A 22,160-nucleotide genomic window follows, 5' to 3' on the forward strand; every position below is an offset into this window, starting at 1 on the left:
GCGATCGCCACGTACGGTTGGGAGTATGTGACGCGGTCTCTTTGCTCTTGCGTCGAGGAGAAACGGCGCGGCGGCTCATCGTGAGAGCGGACCGCGAGTAAAACGTCGGAGCGGTCGAGGGCGCTACTTGCCCTGCCGGTCGTTCGAGGTGACGCTCGGGCGCGTCTTCTCGGTGCCCTTGCCGCGCTTGCGCTGGCCGCGGCCCTTGGTGCCGGCGGAAGTGAGGCCGCGGTACGCGCGGCCCTTGTGGTCGTCCGAGCAGATCCAGTTCAGCTGGTCGTCGTTCTCGATCGCGGGGTGGGCGGGGTCCACGAGGATGACCTCGTGCCACTTCTGGGAGCCGTCCTCACCGACCCAGTAGGAGTTGAGCACGCGGAGGTTGCGGTACTTCCGCGAGGCGCGCTCCTCGGCGATGCGCTGGATCGACTTGCGGCGCGAGACGCGGTTGACGCCCTGGCGCTTCGAGCGGCGGCCCGCCTTGAAGCGCTGCTTGCGCGAGCCGCCCTTCCGGACGCTCACGCGGGCGACGATGACGCCCTGCTTGGCCTTGTAGCCCAGTTCGCGGGCTTTGTCCAGCCGGGTGGGACGCTCGATGCGCTCGATGGCGCCCTGGTCGCGCCACTCCTGTTTGCGCTGCCACTGCAGCTCCGCTAGTTTCCCCTCCTTGGGGGACCGCCACGCCTCCTTGATGTGCGAGTAGAAGCTTCGTGCCATTGTGTGTTGCGCGGACGGTTGCGATTCAGCCGCGAGGGGCCACATGTCGTCTCGTCCCGGGGCGTGCGGTCGGTCCGACCGCACGCCTCGGCGGCGAGTGCCCGCTGTGTCCGCACCAGCGAGTTGGCGGAAATACCCGCGGTCCGCCCTTAACCGCTTCGCTCCGCGGGTCGCGTGGGGAGAGGTAACAAGGAAACCGGACCGGCACGCATCCGGCTCTCACACGGTCGGACGCCCGCGATCTCCCGCGATCGTCACGGTCGGACGCGCCGTCCGTCCACGCGCGCCTGATTTATGCGTCGAGGACTGCGACGGATCCGTGGGCGCGGGCGTTCGCATCCGCCGGAGTCCGGCCGAGCGCTCGTCCGCGCCGGGCCGCGCCGACCGCCGAGCGTTCCCCCGGGCGGTCGGCCAGCGACCCGAGCGAGAGACAGAGGGACACGACGCGACGAATCGAGGGAAAGCACACGCGCCGCGCTTCTCGACCGAGCCGCGGCCCGCACGCTCCCGATCGCCCCGCGTCGATCGATTAAAGTTCACTTGTATCGATGAACCGCCAGTGGTACACATCGACGCCGCGCCGGGAGACCGCGGGCTCGACGGAGGGTGGTCCGGATGGGCGAGGTGAGGCTCGTCGTCGTCGCGGGGACGACCGAGACGGCCGCCATCGACGGGATCAGCGCCGCGGGCGCAGACCCGGAGCTGCGCGTCCACACGCCGAGCGCGGACCTCGAGATCGTCGAGGCGGGGCGCCCCGCGCCGGGGTCGCCCGTACCGGTGAGCCCGAGCGGCTGTCCGACGCCTGCGGTCGTCACCCGGGCGGTCCGCGAACTGCTCGGCCCCGAGTCGCTCCCCGTCGAGTTCCTCGACGCCGGGCTCGACGCGCCGAGCGCGGCGACGGTCCGCGACGTCGGCGCCTCGCCGGGCGGCGACCTCCGAGACCCGGAACCGGTCCCAGAGGCGGCGACCGTCTTCGAGCGCGCCCGCTCGCTGGCGCCGGAACTCGCCGCGTCCGACGGAGAGAGGGAAGCGGGAGACGACACCGAGCTGCTCGTCGCGGAGACGATCCCCGGCGGGACGACGACCGCGCTCGGCGCGTTGACCGCGCTGGGCGAGCGCGCCGCCGTCTCCTCGTCGCTGCCGGCGAACCCGATCGAGCGCAAGCGCCGCGTCGTCGCCGAGGGACTCGACGCGAGCGGCATCGACCCGGGCGACGCGGCGGACGATCCGATCGAGGCGGTCCGACTGGCGGGCGATCCGGTCCTCGCCGCCGTCGCCGGCCTGATCGTCGGCTGCGCGGACGCCGGGATCGACGTCACCCTCGCCGGCGGCACACAGCTCGCAGCCGCGGCGGCGCTCGCCCGGCACGCCGGCGTCGACCGCCCGCTCCCGCTGGCGACCACGTCGCTCGTCGCCGACGACCCGACCGCGGACCTGCCGGCGCTCGCCGCCGACCTCGACCTGACGCTCGCCGCCGCCGACCCCGGATTCGGCGAGAGCGACCACCCGGCGCTGACGGCGTACGCCCGCGGCGAGGCGAAGGAGGGCGTCGGCATGGGCGGGGCGCTCGCGCTCGCTGACCGCGCCGGCGTCGCCGACGCCGCCGTCCGCGATCGGATCGCCGCCGTGACCGACCGCCTGCTCGCCGAGCGTGCGGGAATCGACGGGGAGGACGGACGTCCCGCCGCGAACGGGGGCGGCCCGCGGTGAGGGGGCTCGTCCTCGCCGGCACGGCCTCCGGCGTCGGCAAGACCGTGGCGGCGCTCGCGACGCTGCGCGCGTTCGAGAACGCGGGGCGGACCGTCCAGCCCGCGAAGGCGGGCCCGGACTTCATCGACCCGAGCCACCACGCCCGGGTCGCGGGACGCCCGTCGCGGACGCTGGACCCGTGGCTTCAGGGTGAGGACGGGCTCCGGCGCAACTACGCCCGCGGCGAGGGCGACGTCTGCGTCGTCGAGGGGATGATGGGGCTGTACGACGGCGACGCCGCGAGCACGGCCGGCGTTGCGGCCGCGCTGGACCTCCCGGTCGTCCTCGTCGTCGACGCGAGCGCCGGGATGGAGAGCGTCGCGGCGACCGCGCTCGGCTTCGCGAGGTACGCCGACCGGACGTCCCACGACGTCGACGTGGCCGGCGTGATCGCCCAGCGGGCGCACGGCGGCCGCCACGAGGAGGGGATCCGCGAGGCGCTCCCCGACGAGCTCGCCTACTGCGGCCGGGTCCCGCCGCGCGAGGACCTGGAGATCCCCGACCGCCATCTCGGGCTCCGAATGGGCGAGGAGGCGCCGCTCGACGCCGACGCGCTCGACGCGGCCGCCGAGACGCTCCGGACCGACCGCCTGCTCGACCTCGCTCGGGAGCCGACGCCGGCCGCGACCGAGCCGTCCGCCGGGAACTCCCCGAAGAGCGGCGAGGGCCCGCGGATCGCAGTCGCCGACGACGAGGCCTTCCGGTTCGTCTACCCGGCCACCCGCGAGCGCCTGAGCGAGCGCGCGACGGTGGTCCCGTTCGCGCCCGCGACCGGCGACGACCTCCCGCCCTGCGACGGCGTCTACCTCCCCGGCGGCTACCCGGAGCTCCACGCCGAAGCGCTCGCCGAGGGCCCGGCGCTCGGGTCGATCGCGACCGTCGCGTCCGAGGGCACGCCCGTCCTCGGCGAGTGCGGCGGGCTGATGGCGCTCGCGGAGACGCTGTCGACGGTCGACGGGGACACCCACGAGATGGCGGGCGTCCTCCCCGCGACGGTCGAGCGCCGCGAGCGGTACCAGGCGCTCGATCACGTCGAACTGCGCGCGCGGCGGGACGCACTCACGGCGAGCGGCGGCGAGCGGCTCCGCGGCCACGAGTTCCACTACTCCGCGGCCGACGTCGCGTCCGACGCGCGGTTCGCCTTCGACGTTGAGCGCGGGACCGGGATCGACGGCGACCGGGACGGGCTGACCGAGTACCGCACGCTCGGGACGTACTGTCACGTCCACGCCGCGAGCGGGGCGTTCGACGCGTTCCTCGACGAGGTGGAACAGCGATGATGGCGAAAATCGCCCCCGCCGCCACCCTGCTTGCCCCGCTCTTCCTCGCGGTCGCGCTGGACCTCTTGGTCGCTGAGCCGCCGCGGCGGATCCATCCGGTCGCACTGTTCGGGCGGATCGTCGGGCCGTTCGACCGCGAGTGGGCCAGGCCGGGGCTCGTCGGCGTCGTGGTCGCGGTCGCGCTCCCGCTCGCCGCGGCCGCGGTCGCCGGCGGAGGTGTCTGGCTCGCGGCCGAGAACGGACCGCGAGTCGACGGCGTTCCGGTCCTCGCCGTCGCCGTTGCGGCCGCCGTGCTCTTCTCGGCCGCGAGCCTCCGGATGCTGCTCGACGTGACCCGCGACGTGGTCGACGAGAGCGAGGCGGACCCCGAGGCGGCCCGCGAGTCCGTCCGGGCGCTCGTCGGGCGCGACACGGGGGATCTCTCGCCGGCCGACCTCCGGAGCGCGGCGGTCGAGAGCGCGGCCGAGAACCTCGCGGACGGGTTCGTCGCGCCGCTGCTCTGGTTCGCGCTCGGGGCGACCGGGGGTGTCGCGCTCGGGGCGACCGGGGGTGTCGCGCTCGGCGCGGTCGCCGGTGGAGCGCCGACCGCTGAACTCGCCGAGACCGCCCTCGCCGCGGGCGTCTCGGCCGCGGCCTGGGCGAAGGCCGTGAACACGCTCGACTCGATGCTCGGCTACCGGTCGAAGCCGGTGGGCCGGGCGAGCGCCCGCCTCGACGACGCCGTCATGTACCTCCCGGCGCGGGCCGCGGCGTGTTGTCTCGCCGTCGCCGCCCGGTCGCCCGAGAGCCTGCGGCGCGCGCGGCCGCTGGCCCGCGAGCCAGCCTCGCCGAACTCGGGATGGCCGATGGCGACGGCCGCGGTCGCGCTCGGGGTTCGCTTGGAGAAGCCGGGGGCGTACGCCCTCGACGGCGGGGCGGCGCCGCCGACGCCCGCGGCCGCCCGGGACGCCGTGCGACTTGTCCGCGCCGCCGGCGGCGTCGCGGTCGCGGCCGCGGCGGGATGGTTCCTCGCGTTCTCGGGGGTGATCGCGTGGTCCTGACGGTCGCCGCGCTCCGGGGCGCGCTCGGCTTCCTCTCTCGGATCCCCGTGGGCGGCGGCGAGGGCGACTGGGAGGCGTTCCGGCGGACGCCCGCGGCCATACCGGCGGTCGGGTACCCGATCGGCGCCCTCCTCGCGCTGCCCGTCGCCGCCGCGACGCTGCTCCCGGTCCGAGTCCCGTCGCTCACGGTCGGGGTCGCGTTCGCCGCGTGGGTCTCCCTCGTCACCGGGATCACCCACCTCGACGGGGTCGCCGACTTGGGCGACGCGGCGGTCGTCCACGGCGACGCCGACCGGCGACGCGAGGTCATGAAGGACTCCGCGCTCGGCGTCGGCGGAACGCTCGCGCTCGCCCTGGTCGTCGTCGGACTCGTGACCGCCGCGACGGTGCTCGCGGACGTCGCCCGCCTCTCGCTCGTCGACGCGATCGTCATCGTTGTCGCCGCCGAGGTGGCCGCGAAGGGCGCAACGGCGACGCTCGTCTGCGTCGGAGAGGCTCCGCACGAGGGGCTCGGCTCCGCGCTGACCGAGCCCTCCGGCCCCCGAGCGCTCGTCGGCGTCGCGCTCGCGACGGCGCCCGTACTGCTGCTCGGGTGGCCGGCCGGCCGGCCCGGCTCCGTCGCCTCGGTCGCCGTCCAACCCGGCTCCGTCGTCCCGATCGCCGTCGTGCTCACCGCCGCGGGCGTCGCCGCCGCGCTCGTGTTAGCGTGGGCGCGCTCGCGACTCGGCGGGGTCAGCGGCGACGTCCTCGGCGCGACGAACGAACTCGCCCGCGTCGTCGGGCTCCACGCGGGGGTGATCGCGTGGACGCTCTCGTGATGTGCGGCGGCCGCGGCACGCGACTGGGCGGCGACGGCGAGAAGCCGCTCGCGCCGGTCGCCGGACGCGCGATGGTCGACCGCGCGCTCGACGCCCTCGCCGCGAGCCGCGTCGAGACCGCGTACGCGGCCGTCTCTCCGCAGACTCCGCGGACGCGAGAGCGGCTGGTCGCGCGGCAGGGCGACGGCGGGAACGGGGCTGCGACGGGGGGACCGCTCGAACTCGTCGTCGTCGACACGCCGGGCGACGGCTACGTCGCGGACCTCCAGGCGGCGTTGGCCGAGGGACCGACGGCGCCGACGCTCACCCTCGCGGCCGACCTCCCGCTGCTCGACGGGCCGGCGGTCGACGCGGTCCTCGACGCCCACCGCGCGGCCGACGCCGACGCGCTGTCGGTCCGGGTGCCCGCTGCGCGCAAGCGCGAGCTGGGCGCGAGCGCCGACGCCGCGACGCGGTACGACGACGGGGGCGGCGGTGGCGGTTCACCCGCCGAGCGCGTCCCCGCCGGGATCAACGTCGTCGGGGCGCTCGACGGCGCGGGCGACGAGGCGGTCCGCGCGACCCGCGACGCCCGCCTCGCCGTCAACGTCAACCGCCCCGAGGACCGCCGGCTGGCCGAGCGGATCCTCGCCGGCGACCGTGACGCGCCCGACCTTCCGAGCGGCGGGGTCGACTGGCTCGACGCGGGCGACGCAGGGGCGAGGTCCGGGGGAGGTGAATCACAGTGAACCGAGAGCGGGCGACGTCTCTCGGCCGCGAGCCGCACGGCAGCAGCGACGACTCCGACCTGCTGGATTTCAGCGCGAACGCGAACCCCGAGGTCCCCGACGGGGTCGAGCGCGTGTACCGCGCGGCCTTCGAGACGGCGCGGACGTACCCGCCGGAGCCGCCGGACGCGTTCCGGGCGGCCGCCGCCGACTACGTAGACTGCGATCCGGAGCAGGTCGTGCCGACGCCGGGCGGGCTGGCGGCGATCCGGCTCGCGGTCTCGCTCGCGGTCGACGACGGCGACACGGCCCTGCTCCCTGCGCCGAGCTTCGGCGAGTACGCCCGCGAGGTCCGGCTTCGGGGCGGCGAGCCGGCGTTCGTCGACGCCGACCGCGTCCTCGACGCCGACCCGAGGGGCCACGCGCTGGCGGTCGTCTGCACGCCGAACAACCCGACCGGAACCGGCTACGACCGCGATGCGCTGCTCGCGTTCGCGGAGCGCTGTCGAGAGACCGACACGGTGCTGCTCGTCGACGAGGCGTTCCTCGGGTTCACGGAGCGCGAGTCGCTCGCGAGGACCGACGGCGTCGTCGTCGCGCGGGCGCTCACCAAGCTGTTCGGCCTCCCCGGGATCCGGGCCGGCTTCGCGGTCGCGACGGGCGACCTCGGCGCGGCGCTGCGGGGCGCCCGCCGGACGTGGAACCTGAGCGCCCCGGCGCTCGCGACCGGGGAGTACTGCCTCCGACAGGAGGGTTTCGTCCGCGATACCCACGAGCGCGTCCGGCTGGAGCGCGAGCGGCTGCGCGACGCGCTCTCGGAGCGCTACGAGGTGGCGCCCTCCGAGGCGCCGTTCCTGCTCCTCGACGTCGGCGACCGCGACGTCGACCGCGTCGTCGAGCGCGCCCGCGACCGGGGCGTCGCGATCCGCGACGCGCGGAGCTTCCGCGGCCTCGACTCGCACGTCCGGGTCGCGGTGCGCCGCCCGGCGGAGAACGACCGCCTGCTGGCGGCGTTGGGCGTCGGCGGTGGCGGGGCCGGAGAGGGCGGGTCGGACGGTGACGGAGGGGTGGAGAGCGATGTTTGAGGCGACGGTTCGCGAGGGGGTCCTCCGGCTCAGACGGCCGGGGACGCGCTGGCTCTCGACCGGCTGGGACGGGGGGCGGTCGCGGGCGGCGACCGCGTACAACGTGACCGTCCCGGAGGGGTTCGACCGGACCGACCTCGCGGCCTACCGCGACGAGCGGCTGGCGCGGGCGGAGTTCGGTGCCGAGGGTAACGTCGGCGGCGACCGCGACGCCGCCCCGACGCTGTTTACGGGCGTCTCGATGGACCACGCCCGAGGCGCGCGGCTCGGTCCCGTCGTCGCGTACGCGACGGTCGGGCTCTCGAACCCCGCGATGCTGCCGGTGGAGCCCGAGGCCGCGTCGACCGCGGGGACGGCGGGCCCGACCGAGTCGCGCGAGGCGACGGGGCGCACCGAGGGGCGCCCAGACCCCGGAACGGTCAACCTGATCGTCGGGACGACGCGGCGGCTGGCGCCCGGCGCCGCGGCGAACCTCGTCGCGGTCGCGGCCGAGGCGAAGGCGGCGACGCTGCTCGCGGCGGCGGGCGTCCCGGGAACGACGAGCGACGCCGTCGTCGTCGGCGACGACCCGGCGGGCGAGCCCGCGGAGTTCTCGGGCAGCGCCACGGCGGTCGGCGGAGCGGCCCGCGCCTGCGTCCGGGACGCGGTCCGCGCGGGCCTGCGGTCGCGGTACCCGGACGGCGACGTGCCCGGCCCGGCGGCCGACGCCGAACACGGCGTCGTCACCGACGAGCGGGCGGAGGTTTTCGACCCATGACAACGAACCACGACGACACGGACGCGGAAGCGGAGGCATCGACCGACGGCGAGACCGAGCGGACCGACGGCGACGGGACGCCGACGAACGACGACCGCGCCGCCCGCACCCCGGGCGGCGGCGCGGCCCCCGAGCCGCAGCCGATCGAGCCCGCCGCGCCCGCGGAGTTCGGGCTCGTTCAGGCGTGGTGGGGGGACGGCAAGGGGAAGACCACGGCGGCGATGGGGATGGGGTTCCGCGCGGCGGGCCACGGCCACCGCGTCCACATGCTACAGTTCATGAAGGGCGGCGCGGACAGCGTTGAGGGCGTCCGCGGCGAGTACAACGCGATCGCGGCCGTGCCGGGGTTCTCCTACGAGAACGCCGGCCACTACGGCTGGCACGGCCTACTCGACGGCTCGGCCGACGACGAGCACGAGGCGAAGGCCGCGGCCGCCTTCGAGCGCGCGGAGGCACTCGTCGCGGGCGCGGCCGACGCGGATCTGGCCGAGCCGCTCCCGCTCGACGGCGACCCCGAGGAGGGCGTCCACATGCTGATACTCGACGAGCTGCTGTACGCGGCCGATCGCGGGCTCGTCGACTCGGACGAGATCGTCGCGCTCGCCGAGTCGAAACCCGAGGGGCTCGAACTCGTCCTCACCGGGAGCCACGCCGAGCCCGACTACCTCGACGGCGTCGCCGACCTGATCACGAACGTCCGGAAGGTCGCGCACCCGTTCGACGACGGCCAGCGCGCCCGCCGGGGAACGGAGTACTGAGGATGGGGGCCGGGTTCGCGTGAGCGACGCCGACGCGACTGTCGGGACGGACGCCGACGCCGCGGCCGACGCCGACACCGTCCTGATCGCGGGCACCGCGAGCCACGTCGGCAAGAGCACGCTGGCGGCCGGCCTCTGCCGGCTGCTCGCGCGTCGAGGGGCCTCGGTCGCCCCGTACAAGGCGCAGAACATGAGCAACAACGCGCGGGTGGCGCTGACGCCCGACGGCGAGTGGGGCGAAATCGGCGTCTCACAGCACGTCCAAGCGCGGGCGGCCGAGGTCCCGGCGACGACAGACATGAACCCCGTCCTGCTCAAGCCCCGCGGCGGCGGTGAGAGCCAGGTGATCGTCGACGGCGAGGCGGTCGCGAACGCCCCCGCGTCGGCGTACTACGACGACCACTGGGACGACGCCCGCGCGGCCGCGGTCGCGGCCCACGAGCGCCTCGCGGCCGAGCATGACGTGATCGTCGCGGAGGGGGCGGGGAGCGTCGCCGAGATCAACCTCCGCGACCGCGACCTCGCGAACGTCGAGTGCGCCCGGTTCGCGGACGCTAAGATTCTGATCGCGGTCGACATCGAGCGCGGCGGCGCGTTCGCGAGCCTCTACGGGACCCTCGAACTGCTCCCCGATGACCTCCGCGAGCGCGTCTGCGGCGCCGTGATAACGAAGTTCCGCGGCGACCCGACCCTCTTAGAGCCCGGTATCGCCGAGATCGAGGAGCGAACGGGCGTGCCGATCGTCGGCGTCGTCCCGCACGACGACCCGGGGCTCCCGGCGGAGGACAGCCTCTCGCTGCCGGACGCAGAGAGGGCCGACGACGGGATCGACCCCGGCGTGCTCGGCGACGACGACGGCGTCCCCGAGGACGCGAGCGTCCGGATCGGGGTCCCGCGGCTCCCGCGGATCTCCAACTTCACCGACTTGGAGCCGCTGGCGCGCGAGCCGGGCGTCCGGGTGGGCTACCTGCCGCTCGGCGCCGCGCTCGACGAGGTCGACGCGGTCGTCCTCCCGGGCTCGAAGAACACCGTCGACGACCTGCTCGCGCTCCGCGAGGCGGGATTCGACGCGGCGCTGCGCGCGTTCGACGGCCCCGTGGTCGGCGTCTGCGGCGGGTACCAGCTCCTCGGGGATCGGCTCGTCGACGCCGACGTCGAGGGCGTCGGCGACCGCGAGACCGTTCCGGGAGTCGGGCTCCTCCCCGTCGAGACCGAGTTCTCGACCGACAAGCGCGTCGAGCGCGTGACGTGCGCCGTCGACGGCGTCGGTCCGATCGCGGGCGCCGAGGGGCGCGCGACCGGGTACGAGATCCGCGCGGGGCGGACGCGGCCCCTCGACGGGGTTGAGGAGGCGGAAGCGGCCTCGGTCGCGATCGAGCCTCTCGGCACCGAGAGCGTCGCCACCGACCAGGTCCTCGGGACCTACCTCCACGGGCTCTTCGAGACGGCGGCGGTGCGAGACGCCTTCGTCGAGAGCGTCTTCGCGAGCGCGGGGCGGACGCGGCCGGACGCATGGAGGGCCGATCGCTCCCCGTACGAGCAGGCGGCCGACCTCGTCGCGGACCACGTGGACCTGGCCGCGGCCGGGCTCGGCGGCCTCGGCGGGTGAGCAGAGTGGGGCGTCGAGCGGATCCGGAGGCGGAAGGTATATTGTCCCAAGTACCCAATACTGGAGTATGAGCGACGCAGCCGACGCGAACGATTCGGCGGGGGACGACGCGAAGACGGAGCGCGAGCGCATCCGCGAACGGAAGCGGCGGGAGCTCGAAGCGCGTCTCGACGATGGCGACGCGCTCGACGGCGGCGCCGGAACCGAGACGGGCGACGGCGGCGGATCGGCGACTCCGAACGAGCCGATCCACGTGAACGGAACGGAGGAGCTTCAGCGCGCGGTCGACGACCACGACGTCGTCCTCGTGGACTGTTACGCCGACTGGTGCGGCCCGTGTCAGATGATGGAGCCGACGGTCGAGGCGCTCGCGGCGGAGACCGACGCCGCGGTCGCCAAGGTCGACGTGGACGCCAATCAGGCGGTCGCCCAGCAGCTGGGGGCGCGCAGCATCCCGACGCTCGTCCTGTACGCGGACGGCGAGGCGGTCGACCGGTTCGTCGGCGCGCAGGACCGCGCGACGCTCGAAGCCGCGATCGACGAGCACGCCGCCTGAGCCGGGACGGAGCGGTCAGTTCTCCGCGAGCGTCTCTTCGAGGAGCTTCCGCTGTGCCGTCGCGAGGTGCTCGGCGAACGTCGAGGGCGCGATATCGAGCGCGTCGGCGACCGCGCTCGCGTTGGCGTCGCGCGGGCGCTCGAAGTAGCCCATGCGATAGGCGGTCCGCAACACCTCACACTGGCGGTCGGTGAGCCGGCCGCGGTCGACGAGCGTCCGATCGGACACCTCGTCGCCGCGCGACGCGCCGTGGACGAGGTAGCGGACCTCGACGCGGTCCGCGGTCCCGTCGAGCGCCGAGACGATGTCGCGCAGGCGTTCGAGGTCGGGAAGGTGGAGCGTTAAGAGGAGGACGCCGTCCTCGGCCCGCGCGTCCGCGATCGGGCAGTCCAGCTCCTCGATGATCCGGCAGGCGCACTCCCCGTCCCGCGGGCGGTCGTACCGGTACACCCGCTCGTCGCCGAGGTCGACGACCGACGCGGGCGAGGGAACGCCCTCCGCGGCGTCGACGGCGTCCGGATCGCGGGCGCGAAACTCCTCGGTGTGCGTGTCGCCCGCGTGCGTCCAGTTGACGCCCGTGATCGGGCCGTCGTGGGCGGTCGACGCGGCGACGACCGGACAGTTCCCCGTCCCGTGGATCGCGACGCCCGCACGGACGCCGTTCGGCGCGGCCTCCACGCCGTCGTCAGCCGACTCCCCTCCGGATTCCATCGATTCGGGCTTAGAGCGACGGGTACAAAGGCCTGATCCCAGACAGACGGGGCGCTGTGTCGGGGTGCCCGAGAACACCCGCAGTACTGAGGGTCGGTCGGTATCGGTGGGCGCCCCGGACCCACGGCCGTGAAACGAGCGATCCACGCCCTCGGGGCGACCGCCCTGGCCGGCGCTGGGGGCGCGATGAGCGTCGCGGCGACGGCCGGTCTGATCGCCGACGGCGGAGCGGGAACCGGGACGGAAGACGGCGTCGCGCTGCTGGTCTTCGCCCTCGCCGCCGCGCTCGCGGCGACGAGCCTCGGATACACCGTCGCGAGGGAGACTCGATACGCGCTGCGGACGGACGGCTTCCGCGTCACGCGAACCGACATCGGCAACGCGACCGCCGTGGCCGCGGCGGCCCCGGTCACCTACGCGCTCTCCGTCGAGGTGGGCGTCGGGCCGATCGTGGCGTCGGCGCTCGTCGGACTCTGCGCGGTCCTCCTCTCGGAGACGTACGGCGCCCCTGCGTACTGCGGCTCGTTCGTCGGGATGGTCACCCCGGCGGCCGGCGCCGACGTCGGAGCGGTCGTCGCCGCGGGCCTCGCGGCCGCCGTCGCGTTCGTGGCCGCCAAGCGCGCGTTCAACGGGTTCGGCGGCAAGCTCGGGACGACGGCGTTCGTCGGCTGCCTGCCGGTGGCGGCGTTCGGCGGGCTGGCCCCCGGGACGGGGACGATCCCGGAGCCGCGCGTCGCGGCGGGACTCGTCGTCGCGGCGCCCCTCGCCGCCGTCGCCACGTTCCTCGTGAGCGTCCGGCTCGACCACGGTCCGGTCGTCGGCTCCGCGGTCATCGGGCTCGTCGCCGGCGTCGTCTGTCCGCCGCTGTTCGCCGCGGGCGACGCGGTCGCGGCGGTCGCATTCTGCGCGTCGTTCGCCGGGATGGCGACGCCGGAGCGGATCCCGGGGCCCGGGCCGATGCTGCTGGCCGGCGGAGTCGCCGGCGTGGCGTTCGTCGGCGCGGCGCCGTACTTCGTCGGCTTCGGCGGGAAGCTCGGCACCATCGCGTTCACCGCCTGCCTCGTGACCTCTGGAGTCCTGTCGCTCGGCAGCCGCGTGGCGCCGGTCGGCGGCGACACCGTGACGGGGTGACCGTCGCCGGGCGGGCCGCCACGGCGAGCGCGCGGCGGCTTAAAACACCACGCAACTCCGGTGGCACCGGGAGGGTCGTGGAGCCCCTATCGACGGTCGATGACCGACCCGACCGAGACCGACGAGCGGCGCTTCGAGTCGAATCCCACCGTCTGCCCGTTCTGCGGCGTCGGCTGTTCGATCGAGTACGCCGGGCGGGGAAGCGCGACCGGCGTCGAGGGGCCGGTGAACGAGCGCGGCGAGATCTGCCCGAAAGGGGCGGCCGCGTTCGACGTGGTCGACAGCGACGACCGCCTCACGGAGCCGCTGGTCCGACACAACGGGAACTTCGTCACGGCGCCGTGGGAGGAGGCGCTCGACCGCGTCGTCGACGGGATCGGCCGCGTCGTCGACGAGCACGGCCCGGACGCGGTCCAGTTCTTCGCCTCCTCGAACTGCACGAACGAGGAGAACTACGTGCTCCAGAAGCTCGCGCGCGTCCTCGGCACGAACAACGTCGACAACTGCGCGCGGCTCTGTCACGCCTCGACGGTCGCGGCGATGAGCGAGCGGCTCGGGGCGGGCGCGATGACGAACACCCTCGACGACCTGAGCGAGGCGGACTGCATCTTCGTCAACGGCGCCAACCCGGCCGAACAACACCCCGTGGCGTTCCGGTCGTACGTCCTCCCGGCGATCCGCGACGGCGCGACGCTGGTCCACGTCGATCCGCGCGCGAACGACACGACCGAGGCGGCCGACGTCCACCTCCCGCTGCGGCCGGGCACCGACATCGAGGTGGCGAACGCGATCGCCGCGGTCCTCGTCGAGGAGGACCTCGTCGACGAGGAGTTCCTCGCGGAGCGGGCGACCGGGTTCGACCGGCTGCGCGAGCACCTCGCCGAGGTGGGCGTCGCCGCGAGCGCCGAGGCGGCCGGGGTCGACCCGGAGACGGTCCGCGAGGCCGCGCGGGCGTACGGCGGGGCCGACCGCGCCGCGATCGTGACGGGGATGGGGACGAGCCAGCACCGCTGCGGCACCGACAACGTCCACGCCCTGCTCAACCTCGCGCTGCTGACCGGCAACGTCGGTCGCCCCGGGACCGGGGTGAACCCGCTGCGGGGCCAGAACAACGTCCAGGGCGCGAGCGACGTGGGCGGGCTCCCGAGCGTGCTCCCCGGCTATGAGCCCGTGACCGACCCGGACGCCCGCGAGCGCGTCGCCGCGGAGTGGGGCGTCGAGCCGCCGAGCGAACCCGGCCTCACCGAGGTGGAGGCGACCCACCGCTTCGGCGACGACGTGCGCGCCGCTGTCGTCTTCGGCGAGAATCCCGCGGTCACCGAGCCGAACGCGACCGCGGTCGCGTCGGCGTTCGACGACCTCGACTTCTGCGTCGTCATCGACCTGTTCGAGACGCGGACGGCGGCGCACGCCGACGTGGTCCTCCCCGGGAGCGCGTGGGCCGAGAAGGCCGGCACCGTGACGAACACCGACCGGCGCGTGATGCGGATGCGGCCGAACGCCGACCTGCCGGGGAACGCCCGGCGCGACTTCGCGATCCTCGCCGACCTCGGCCGGCGGCTCACGGACCGCCCGGAGGCGTTCGACTACGACGGCCCGGAGGCGGCGTTCGACGAGCTGACGCGCCTCGCCCCGATATACGAAGGGATGAGCTACGATGGCATCGGTGACGGCTACCAGCGGTGGCCCTTCTCGGCCGACGAGGGCGTCGGAACGGACGTGTTACACGCAGAGGAGTTCCTCACCGGCGAGCGCACCGCGCCGCTCGCGGTCGTCGACCCGGTCCCGCCCGCGGACGACCTCGCCGCCGGCGAGGTGACCCTCACGACCGGGCGCGTGCTCCAGCAGTTCAACAGCGGGGCGCTCAGCCGGCGCTCTGACCGCCTGATGGCGATGCGCGGCGAGGACGCGCTCCAGATCCACCCGGACGACGCGGCCGACCGCGGGATCGAGGACGGCGACCGGGTGACCGTCTCGAACGACCGGGGGTCCGTCGAGGTCACGGCCGACGTCACCCCGGCGGTCCGCGAGGGCGTGACGTTCTGTACGTTCCACTACGCGGAACCGCTCGCGAACGCCCTGACGGGCGACGCGCTCGATCCCGAGGCCGGAATCCCGGAGTTCAAGCACTCGGCAGTCACCGTCGAACCGGCCGCCGCCGGCGAGGCGGGCGACAGAGGCGAGGCGGCCGGCGACGACTGACCGGTCGTCGACGCCCCGAGATCTGTTTTCCGTCCGGGAGCGACACCGCACGAGGCCGCTATCACTCGTGAGACGCGGGAGTTGCCGTTTATATAACCCAAGCGGAGAGCCTCCCGTATGGCTACATCTGGAGAGTACGGCCGAGGCGACTTCGGCCAAGGTGGCTTGAACGACGGGCTCGACGTCGCCGAGCTGGTCGACGAGATCGGGCTCGACGCAGACGAGATCGCGTGGCGGAAGGAGTTCGTCGGCTTCGACGAGGAGGACGAGCGGCGGCTGAGCCGGTACGAGGACGCGTTCGCGGAGAACGCGGACCGGATCGCCGAAGACTTCTACGAGAACCTCACCGGCCACCAGCAGACGGTCGACGTGATCGGCCGGTCGGAGAAGGGGCTCGAACAGCTCAAGCGGACGCAGTCGGCGTACCTCGTGACGCTCGCGGAGGGCGACTACGGAGAGGGGTACTTCGAGGACCGGGCGCGAATCGGCAAGATCCACGACATGCTGGAGATGCCGATGAAACACTACATCGGCCAGTACGGCGTGTACTACGACCTCATCCTCCCGCTCATCGGCGACCGCCTCGTCGACTCGCTCACGGACCGGCTGGCTCCCGACGCCGCCGATGCGACGGTCGACGACGCGACCGCGACGGCGATAGAGGAGGAGGTCGACGACGCGATCGAGGACCTGCTCTCCGTCCTCCGGATCGTCAACCTCGACATGCAGGTCGTCACGGACACCTACATCCACTCGTACAGCGAGAAGCTCTCGGAGGTCGTCGAGGAGAACGAGCGGCTGATGGCGGAGGTGGAAGACGAGGTCGAAGGGCCGATCGGCGACCTGCGCGAGTCGGCGGACGACGTCGCCGACAGCGCCGCCGAGGTCGGCGACGCGGCCGAGGACCAGTCGGACCGGGTCGCCGAGATCTCCTCCGAGGTGGCGAACCTCTCGGCGACGGTCGAGGAGGTGGCGTCGACCGCGGACGAGGTCGAACGCACGAGCAGCCGGGCGGAGACGCTCGCGGAGGACGGCCGGGACGCGGCCGACGACGCCGCGGCCGCCATGGACGACATCGGCGACGCCGTCGACGAGGTGGCGGAGGACGTCGAGGCGCTGCAAGAGCGCGTCGAGGAGATAGACGAGTTCGTCGACGCGATCAACGGGATCGCCGACCAGACGAACCTGCTCGCGCTGAACGCCTCGATCGAGGCGGCGCGGGCCGGCGAGGCCGGCGCCGGGTTCGGCGTCGTCGCCGACGAGATCAAGTCGCTCGCTGAGGAGTCGCAGCGACACGCGAGCGACATCGAGTCGATGGTCGACGGGATCCGCACCGACACCGAGGAGACGGTCGAGAGCCTCTCGGAGACGACGGTGCGAGTCGACGAGGGGAGCGAGCGCGTCGGCGACGCGACGGAGAGCCTCACGGCCATCGCCGAGGCGGTGACGGAGACGGCGGACGGGATCGACGAGGTCTCGGACGTGACCGACGAGCAGGCCGCCGCCGCCGAGGAGATCGCCGCGACGATCGACGGGGTGGTCGAGCAGTCGAACCGGATCAGCGAGCGGATGCAGGAGCTGGCCGCCGAAAGCGAGCGCCAGTCGGCGGCGGTCGAGGAGGTCGAACGGACCGTGCGCCGCCTGTCCGCGGACACCGGCGGGGACGGCGGCCCCCGAGGAGTGTCTCGCACGGACGGCGGTCGGCGACCGACGGAGACGAGCGGCGGGGGTCGAGCGGACGCGTCGGACGGCGGTCGGTCGATACCCCCCGGGCTCCCGGACGGGATGCCCCAGTTCGTGATCGATCGCCTCTCCGAGGCGGAGCTCCGCGCGATCGCGGCCGGAGAGCTGGAGATGGACGACCTGCGGTAAACCGGTCTCGGGGCGGCCGCTTCACCCGCGTCCCGAGGGTCGCGGCCGCAGCCCGACCGGCCTCAGGGCGCGAAGTAGGCGTCCGGGCCCCGGATCCCAGTGAGTTCGCGGAGGGGGCGGGTACCGCACCGATCGCAGGCGGTCGGCTCGTCGGGGTCGTCCGGTCGCGCGAACACCGTCTCGCAGGCGTCGCAGGCGACGTAGCGGAGCGCCAGCGACGGAGTCTGGGCCATAGGCCCGATAGGCCCTCGGCGTACTTGAACCGACGCTTCGCGCGTCCTACTGCCCGGACCCGGGGTCGCCCGACGACGCGATCCGCGTCTCGTACTTCGCCAGCGCCTCGTCGAGCGCCTCGTCGGCGTCGACGCCGGCCGCCTCGGCGAGCGCGAGCAGCGCGAACAGCGCGTCCCCGATCTCGTCGGTCGCGATCGACGCGGCGGCGGGGTTGCGTCCGTAGTCGGTCGAGGTGGTCACCTCCTTCGCGATCTCGCCGACCTCGCTCTCCAAGTCGAGCGCGTGGTACGCGAGGTCGGTCTCTAACCCGTACTCGTCGACGAACGCCGCGACGCGGTCCTGCTCGTCCATGGGCGTCGCCTCCGCGCGTTCGGACAAGAAGCCCCCGACTTCGACCGGGGCGGACCGGGCGACCTCGACCGCGACGATTTCGACCGTGGCGAAGACGGCCGGTCGCGCAACCCCTAAGACGCGAGCGACCCGACGGATCGTATGAAAATCGCCATCTTGGGCGGCACCGGCGACATCGGCGAGGGGCTCGCGCTGCGGCTGGCGGCGGACACGCCCCACCGGGTCGCGGTCGGGTCAAGGGAGGCCGAGAAGGCCGAGAACAAGGCCGAAGAGTACACGACCGAGCTGGAGAGCCGCGGGCTCGACGCGACCGTCGCGGGCGGCGAGAACGCCGCGGTCGCCGCCGACGCCCGGATCGTCGTCCTCGCGGTCCCGCCGTACCACGTCGGCGACACCGTCGAGGCGGTGGCGGAGTCGCTGGAGGACGGCGACGTCCTGGTCTCGCCCGCGACGGGGATGAAACGCGACGACGAGGGGTTCCACTACCACAAGCCCGGCGCGGGCTCGGTGACGGAGATCGTCGCCGACGCGGCGCCCGAGGGCGTCGCGGTCGTCGGCGCGTTCCACAACCTCGCGGCCGCGCGACTGGCGAACCTCGACGCCGACCTCGGCGTCGACACGCTCGTCATCGGCGACGACGCGGACGCGAAGCGGACGGTCGCGGACGTCGCCGAGGGGATCGAGGGGCTGCGCGCGCTCGACGCCGGCGGGATCGCCAACGCACCCGAAATCGAGGGGTTGACCCCGCTGCTCATCAACGTCGCGTCGAACAACGACGACCTCCACAACCTCGGCGTCAGGTTCCAGTGAGCGAGCGCGCGGCGGTTCCGAGCGTGAACCGGGCCAAGCGACCGCCCGTCTGCTCGCCGCCGTTCGGCTCCGGTCGTACACCGGTTAACTGACGCGGAGATGCTCCCGAACAGGGGCCGCCGGGAGTGTAACGAAACCGCGGCGTTATCTGTTCGTCCTCTGATAACAGCTGACGATCGGTCCGGTTCGCTATCGGAAACCGGTAGATACCGCCGGGGAAGCAACCCATAGCCACGAACTCGGAACTATCACAATATTTTAAAATACCGGCCGGCGAGACGTGTCATAGGACGATGACCCCCAACAGCCGGGTGAATCCAGTCACTGTCGTGGGGGCGTCGATCATCGTCGCGACGGCGGCGGTAGGCGCGACCGCGGACGTCGAGTTGGGGGTGCTCTCGCTCCAAGCGACGGTTCCGGGCCTTATCGGGGTCGGATTGGTCGCCTACGGGTGGTTCCGAGCGGACAGCGTCGTCGGGCCGAAACGGTGGACCGTGCTGAAATGGACCGGAACGGGACTGTTCGCGTTCACGGTTCTCGGGGCTTGGTTCGGAGAGATGGCCGCTCGGACGGAGACGTCGATCGCGCTTTCGATCGCCGGGTCGTTGAGCGTCGGCGCGGCGCTCGGCACGGTCATCGGCATCTATTCGGCCCGGATCAACCGGACGAACGAGCTACTCGCGGAGACGGTGACCGAACTCGAAGCGGCGAACGACCGCCTCGAACGGAAGAACGAACAGCTGGACCAGTTCGTCGACATCGCCAGTCACGACCTCCGAAACCCGGTGAACGTCGCCCAAGGGCGGCTCGAAATGGCTCGGGAGGAGTCCGACAGCGAGCACCTCGAAAAGGCGGACGACGCGCTCACGCGGATGAACACGCTGATCAACGACCTCGTTTCGCTGACGAAGGCCGGCGACCAGATCGAGGAGGTCGTCCCCGTGAGCCCCGGCGCGGTGAGCCGGTCGGCGTGGGGCGGCGTCGAGACGGAGGACGCGTCGCTGACCGTCGAGACCGACGGCGAGATCTACGCCGACGAGAGCCGGCTGAGACAGGTCCTGGAGAACCTGTTCCGCAACGCGATCCAGCACGGCGGCGAGGACGTGACCGTCACGGTCGGACCGCTCGCCGAGGGGTTCTACGTCGAGGACACCGGCGCGGGTATTCCGGACGACCTCCGCGGGCAGGTGCTCGACGACGGCGTGACCACGGGGGGTGACGGGGTGGGTCTCGGACTGAGTATCGTCGAGCAGATCGCCACCGCTCACGGGTGGAAGATAGCTGTCGAGCAGAGCGCCGAGGGCGGCGCTCGCTTCGAGTTCGTCGGCGTGGAGTCGCCGGAGTGACGGCGAAACGCTCGGCGGTGAGCTCCGCCAAATTCCCCAGCCTCGTCGCGGCCGCCGGGGACGACCGCTCGCGGGCGCGCAGGGAGGCGCGACGCACCGCTCGCGGCCGCCGACAGAGCCGGCGGCGACGCCACGGCGGTAAGTGAGGTCGGAGTGGCGTCGTCGCAGTCGTCCGAATCTCGCGTCCGGAAGGCGTTCCGTTAGGCCTTTGCGCGCCGGGACCCTCCGGGCGGTAGATGGAGTACTTGGAGCGTCGGGTCGGGCTGGTCGAAGACCGGATCGAGTCGGTCATCGACGACGTCGAGCCCGACGAGCTGTCCGACGAGGTCGGCCACGTCGTCCTCGCGGGCGGCAAGCGCGTCCGGCCCGCGGTGACCGTCCTCGCCTGCGAGGCGTTCGACGGCGACCCCGAGGCGGCGGTCGACTTCGCGGCCGGCATCGAGTTCGTCCACAACGCCTCACTCGTGATCGACGACATCATCGACCGCTCGGAGGTCCGCCGGGGCACCGCCGCCGCCTGGGCGGAGTTCGGCTACGGCCCGGCGATCATCGCCAGCGACGGCCTGCTCGGCGAGGCGTTCGCGCTGTTCTCCGCGGAGCCGCGCGCGATGCGCACCGTCGCCGAGGCGATGGTCGAACTCGGCGAGGGCGAGGCGACCGAGCTCGCGGCGCGACCGACGAACGAGGAGGAGTACATGGAGCTCGCGCGCCGGAAGACGGGCGCGCTGTTCCGCGCCGCCGCCGAGCTGGGCGCGGTCGCGGGCGGCGCGGAGCCGCACGCGATCGACTCGTTCGGCGAGTACGCCGAGCGCGTCGGCGTCGCCTTCCAGATGCGCGACGACGTACTGGACGCCACCGCCGACGCCGACGACCTCGGCAAGCCGACCGGCCAGGACGCGGAGATGGACCGCCCCTCGGTCCTCCAGGTCACGTCGCTGTCGCCCGAGGAGATCGACGAGCGCGCTCGGACGGAGTCCGAGCGGGCGCTGGCCGCGCTCGACGACGCCGACCCGCCCGAGACCGAGGCGATCGAGTACCTCCGCGACCTGGCGGAGTTCGTCGTCGTCCGCGAGCGGTAAGCGGAGAGAGAAATGGCAACGCGGCCCGTTTTATCCGATCCTCAGAGCTCGTAGCCGGCCTTCCCCATGAGGTCCGCGAACACGTCGGTCCCCATCGCCCCCTCGTAGACGATGGCGGTGAGCATCCCGCCGGGGTAGATCCCGCCGTTCTGGACGTGGTCGACCTTGTGACAGTGCATCGGGTAGATGCCGGGGTCCGCGTTCGCCTCGAACTCGACGGTGTACCGCTCGGCGGGCGCGACGTTCACCACGTCTTCCGGGAGCTGCATCACCTCGGGGTACTCGGCGCCGTCCTTCTCGACCGTGCGGAACCGGTGGTTGTGGGTGTGCATCGGGTGGGCCATGAACCCGGCGTTGACCAGGTGAAGCCGCACCGTGTCACCCTGACTGACGACGATCGGCGAGCCGCGGTCGGGGTTGAACGTGTACGGCGCGACCCGCCCGTTGATCGTGAACGCGTCCGGCCGGCGGTTCTGGACGTCGTAGGTGGCGTCCTCGCCGCCGTACGACCGGGAAAGCCGCGTGTCCCAGTCTTTCAGCGTCATGAACTGCTCGACGTCGGCCGACTCGTACCCCTCGGGGTCGATGCGGAGGATCCCGTACATCCCCATGTCCATGTGCATCGGGGTGTTGAAGTGGCAGTGGTAGAGGTGGGTGCCGGGAACGTCCGCGCCGATCTCGTAGGTGTGCGTCTCGCCGGGCATCACGGTGATTCCCGTCGTCGACGGAACGCCGTCGTCCTTCCACGACTTCGAGACGCCGTGGAAGTGGATCGTGTGGGGCATCTCTCCGTCGGTGTTGTCGAGCGTGATGGACAGGTCGTCGCCCTCCGTCGCCCGGAGGACCGGGCCGGGCACGCTCGGCGTGCCGTCGTCGGCCTGGAACGCCCACGTCACCGGCATCTCGACCGGGCCGCCGAGCGAGTCGCCGGGATGTGCGCGGTGTCGGGCGTGGACCGAGCGCAGCGTCACCTCGCGCCCGCGCTCGTCGAGGTCGACGACCTCCGGAGACCCGGTCTCGGGGAGCGCGGGCTCCTCGTCGTCGGTCTGCGCCGCGTCCGGGCCGTCGCCGGTCGCGGCGGTGGTGACCGTCTGGCTCATACAGCCCGCCAGCCCGGCGACGCCCGAGAGGCCCGCAGCCTGGAGGATCGTTCGCCGCGCGAAGCCGCCGTCGGAACCGGAGTCACTGTGCGTCATGTCTCAAGCGATGCGACGGGGACGAATAACCGGGGCGCGGCTTCCCGCCTCGAGGTACGACTGACGAACTGGTTCGGCGCGTAGCATATAAAGGAATCAGCGGTCGCGGGAGCAGTCGCCGCGGCGGGGACGCGCGATCCCCGCGAAGGCGCTCG

Annotated in this window: 21 protein-coding genes; 16 read left to right on the plus strand and 5 right to left on the minus strand. The window is 73.2% G+C overall.

Annotated features, from left to right (window positions below; translation table 11 throughout):
- Nucleotides 1-123: 123 nt before the first annotated feature.
- A complete protein-coding gene (locus C466_RS06685) occupies nucleotides 124-714 on the minus strand; it encodes a 50S ribosomal protein L15e (protein WP_004598111.1) in 591 nt (196 codons plus the stop codon).
- A 615-nt stretch (nucleotides 715-1,329) separates the two neighbouring features.
- Here C466_RS06685 and C466_RS06690 point away from each other — a divergent pair.
- From C466_RS06690 to trxA, 10 genes are all read left to right on the plus strand, one after another.
- Nucleotides 1,330-2,424, plus strand: coding sequence for a nicotinate-nucleotide--dimethylbenzimidazole phosphoribosyltransferase (locus C466_RS06690; protein WP_004598112.1), 1,095 nt, complete (start codon nucleotides 1,330-1,332; stop codon nucleotides 2,422-2,424).
- Nucleotides 2,421-3,743, plus strand: a complete 1,323-nt coding sequence (locus C466_RS06695) for a cobyrinic acid a,c-diamide synthase (RefSeq protein ID WP_004598113.1) — start codon at nucleotides 2,421-2,423, stop codon at nucleotides 3,741-3,743. Before C466_RS06690 ends, C466_RS06695 begins: the two co-directional genes overlap by 4 nt.
- On the plus strand, nucleotides 3,743-4,783 hold the full coding sequence (locus C466_RS06700; RefSeq protein ID WP_004599614.1) for a CobD/CbiB family cobalamin biosynthesis protein: 1,041 nt from the start codon (nucleotides 3,743-3,745) through the stop codon (nucleotides 4,781-4,783). The genes C466_RS06695 and C466_RS06700 overlap by 1 nt, the downstream gene beginning before the upstream one ends.
- A complete protein-coding gene (gene cobS / locus C466_RS06705) occupies nucleotides 4,774-5,601 on the plus strand; it encodes an adenosylcobinamide-GDP ribazoletransferase (RefSeq protein WP_004598115.1) in 828 nt (275 codons plus the stop codon). The genes C466_RS06700 and cobS overlap by 10 nt, the downstream gene beginning before the upstream one ends.
- On the plus strand, nucleotides 5,601-6,329 hold the full coding sequence (locus C466_RS06710; protein WP_004598116.1) for a GTP--adenosylcobinamide-phosphate guanylyltransferase: 729 nt from the start codon (nucleotides 5,601-5,603) through the stop codon (nucleotides 6,327-6,329). Before cobS ends, C466_RS06710 begins: the two co-directional genes overlap by 1 nt.
- Complete coding sequence (locus C466_RS06715; protein WP_004598117.1) at nucleotides 6,326-7,393, plus strand: aminotransferase class I/II-fold pyridoxal phosphate-dependent enzyme; 1,068 nt, start codon at nucleotides 6,326-6,328, stop codon at nucleotides 7,391-7,393. Before C466_RS06710 ends, C466_RS06715 begins: the two co-directional genes overlap by 4 nt.
- Entirely contained in the window at nucleotides 7,386-8,150 is a 765-nt protein-coding gene (locus tag C466_RS06720) for an adenosylcobinamide amidohydrolase (RefSeq protein ID WP_004598118.1), read from the plus strand. The genes C466_RS06715 and C466_RS06720 overlap by 8 nt, the downstream gene beginning before the upstream one ends.
- The gene (locus C466_RS06725) at nucleotides 8,147-8,908 is read left to right on the plus strand and encodes a cob(I)yrinic acid a,c-diamide adenosyltransferase (protein WP_004598119.1); all 762 of its coding nucleotides are present in this window, start codon (nucleotides 8,147-8,149) and stop codon (nucleotides 8,906-8,908) included. Before C466_RS06720 ends, C466_RS06725 begins: the two co-directional genes overlap by 4 nt.
- 19 nt (nucleotides 8,909-8,927) lie before the next feature.
- Nucleotides 8,928-10,517, plus strand: a complete 1,590-nt coding sequence (locus tag C466_RS06730; RefSeq protein ID WP_004598120.1) for a cobyric acid synthase — start codon at nucleotides 8,928-8,930, stop codon at nucleotides 10,515-10,517.
- 67 nt (nucleotides 10,518-10,584) lie between these two features.
- On the plus strand, nucleotides 10,585-11,073 hold the full coding sequence (gene trxA / locus C466_RS06735; RefSeq protein WP_004598121.1) for a thioredoxin: 489 nt from the start codon (nucleotides 10,585-10,587) through the stop codon (nucleotides 11,071-11,073).
- 15 nt (nucleotides 11,074-11,088) lie between these two features.
- Here the strand turns inward: trxA and C466_RS06740 are convergent, their stop codons facing one another.
- On the minus strand, nucleotides 11,089-11,784 hold the full coding sequence (locus tag C466_RS06740; protein ID WP_004598122.1) for a helix-turn-helix domain-containing protein: 696 nt from the start codon (nucleotides 11,782-11,784) through the stop codon (nucleotides 11,089-11,091).
- Between the two features lie 186 nt (nucleotides 11,785-11,970).
- On the opposite strand from C466_RS06740, the gene C466_RS06745 reads away from it, so the two are divergent.
- The 3 genes from C466_RS06745 (at nucleotide 11,971) to C466_RS06755 (ending at nucleotide 16,989) form a co-directional block, all read left to right on the plus strand.
- Nucleotides 11,971-12,915, plus strand: coding sequence for a hypothetical protein (locus tag C466_RS06745; protein WP_004598123.1), 945 nt, complete (start codon nucleotides 11,971-11,973; stop codon nucleotides 12,913-12,915).
- A 99-nt stretch (nucleotides 12,916-13,014) separates the two neighbouring features.
- Nucleotides 13,015-15,117 carry a formate dehydrogenase subunit alpha gene (fdhF, locus tag C466_RS06750; RefSeq protein ID WP_004598124.1) on the plus strand — a complete coding sequence of 701 codons (2,103 nt, stop codon included), beginning with the start codon at nucleotides 13,015-13,017 and terminating at the stop codon, nucleotides 15,115-15,117.
- Nucleotides 15,118-15,234: 117 nt separating this feature from the next.
- Nucleotides 15,235-16,989: a globin-coupled sensor protein gene (locus C466_RS06755; protein ID WP_239641188.1), complete on the plus strand. Its 1,755-nt coding sequence runs from the start codon at nucleotides 15,235-15,237 to the stop codon at nucleotides 16,987-16,989.
- Nucleotides 16,990-17,051: 62 nt separating this feature from the next.
- On the opposite strand, the gene C466_RS16940 is transcribed toward C466_RS06755, so the two are convergent.
- Nucleotides 17,052-17,222: a hypothetical protein gene (locus tag C466_RS16940; RefSeq protein ID WP_167320538.1), complete on the minus strand. Its 171-nt coding sequence runs from the start codon at nucleotides 17,220-17,222 to the stop codon at nucleotides 17,052-17,054.
- 46 nt (nucleotides 17,223-17,268) lie between these two features.
- Nucleotides 17,269-17,574, minus strand: a complete 306-nt coding sequence (locus tag C466_RS06760; protein WP_004598126.1) for a MazG nucleotide pyrophosphohydrolase domain-containing protein — start codon at nucleotides 17,572-17,574, stop codon at nucleotides 17,269-17,271.
- Nucleotides 17,575-17,715: 141 nt separating this feature from the next.
- On the opposite strand from C466_RS06760, the gene npdG reads away from it, so the two are divergent.
- The 3 genes from npdG to C466_RS06775 all read left to right on the plus strand — a co-directional run bounded on the left by npdG (nucleotide 17,716) and on the right by C466_RS06775 (nucleotide 20,809).
- Nucleotides 17,716-18,384 (plus strand): NADPH-dependent F420 reductase, encoded by a 669-nt coding sequence (npdG, locus tag C466_RS06765; RefSeq protein WP_004598127.1) that lies wholly within the window; start codon nucleotides 17,716-17,718, stop codon nucleotides 18,382-18,384.
- A 293-nt stretch (nucleotides 18,385-18,677) separates the two neighbouring features.
- Nucleotides 18,678-19,730, plus strand: coding sequence for a sensor histidine kinase (locus C466_RS06770; RefSeq protein ID WP_239640327.1), 1,053 nt, complete (start codon nucleotides 18,678-18,680; stop codon nucleotides 19,728-19,730).
- Between the two features lie 236 nt (nucleotides 19,731-19,966).
- Nucleotides 19,967-20,809 carry a polyprenyl synthetase family protein gene (locus tag C466_RS06775; RefSeq protein ID WP_004598129.1) on the plus strand — a complete coding sequence of 281 codons (843 nt, stop codon included), beginning with the start codon at nucleotides 19,967-19,969 and terminating at the stop codon, nucleotides 20,807-20,809.
- 41 nt (nucleotides 20,810-20,850) lie between these two features.
- Here the strand turns inward: C466_RS06775 and C466_RS06780 are convergent, their stop codons facing one another.
- Entirely contained in the window at nucleotides 20,851-22,005 is a 1,155-nt protein-coding gene (locus C466_RS06780) for a multicopper oxidase domain-containing protein (RefSeq protein ID WP_004598130.1), read from the minus strand.
- Nucleotides 22,006-22,160: the final 155 nt, after the last annotated feature.

This window comes from Halorubrum distributum JCM 10118 (genome assembly GCF_000337335.1).
GTDB lineage: Archaea > Halobacteriota > Halobacteria > Halobacteriales > Haloferacaceae > Halorubrum > Halorubrum distributum.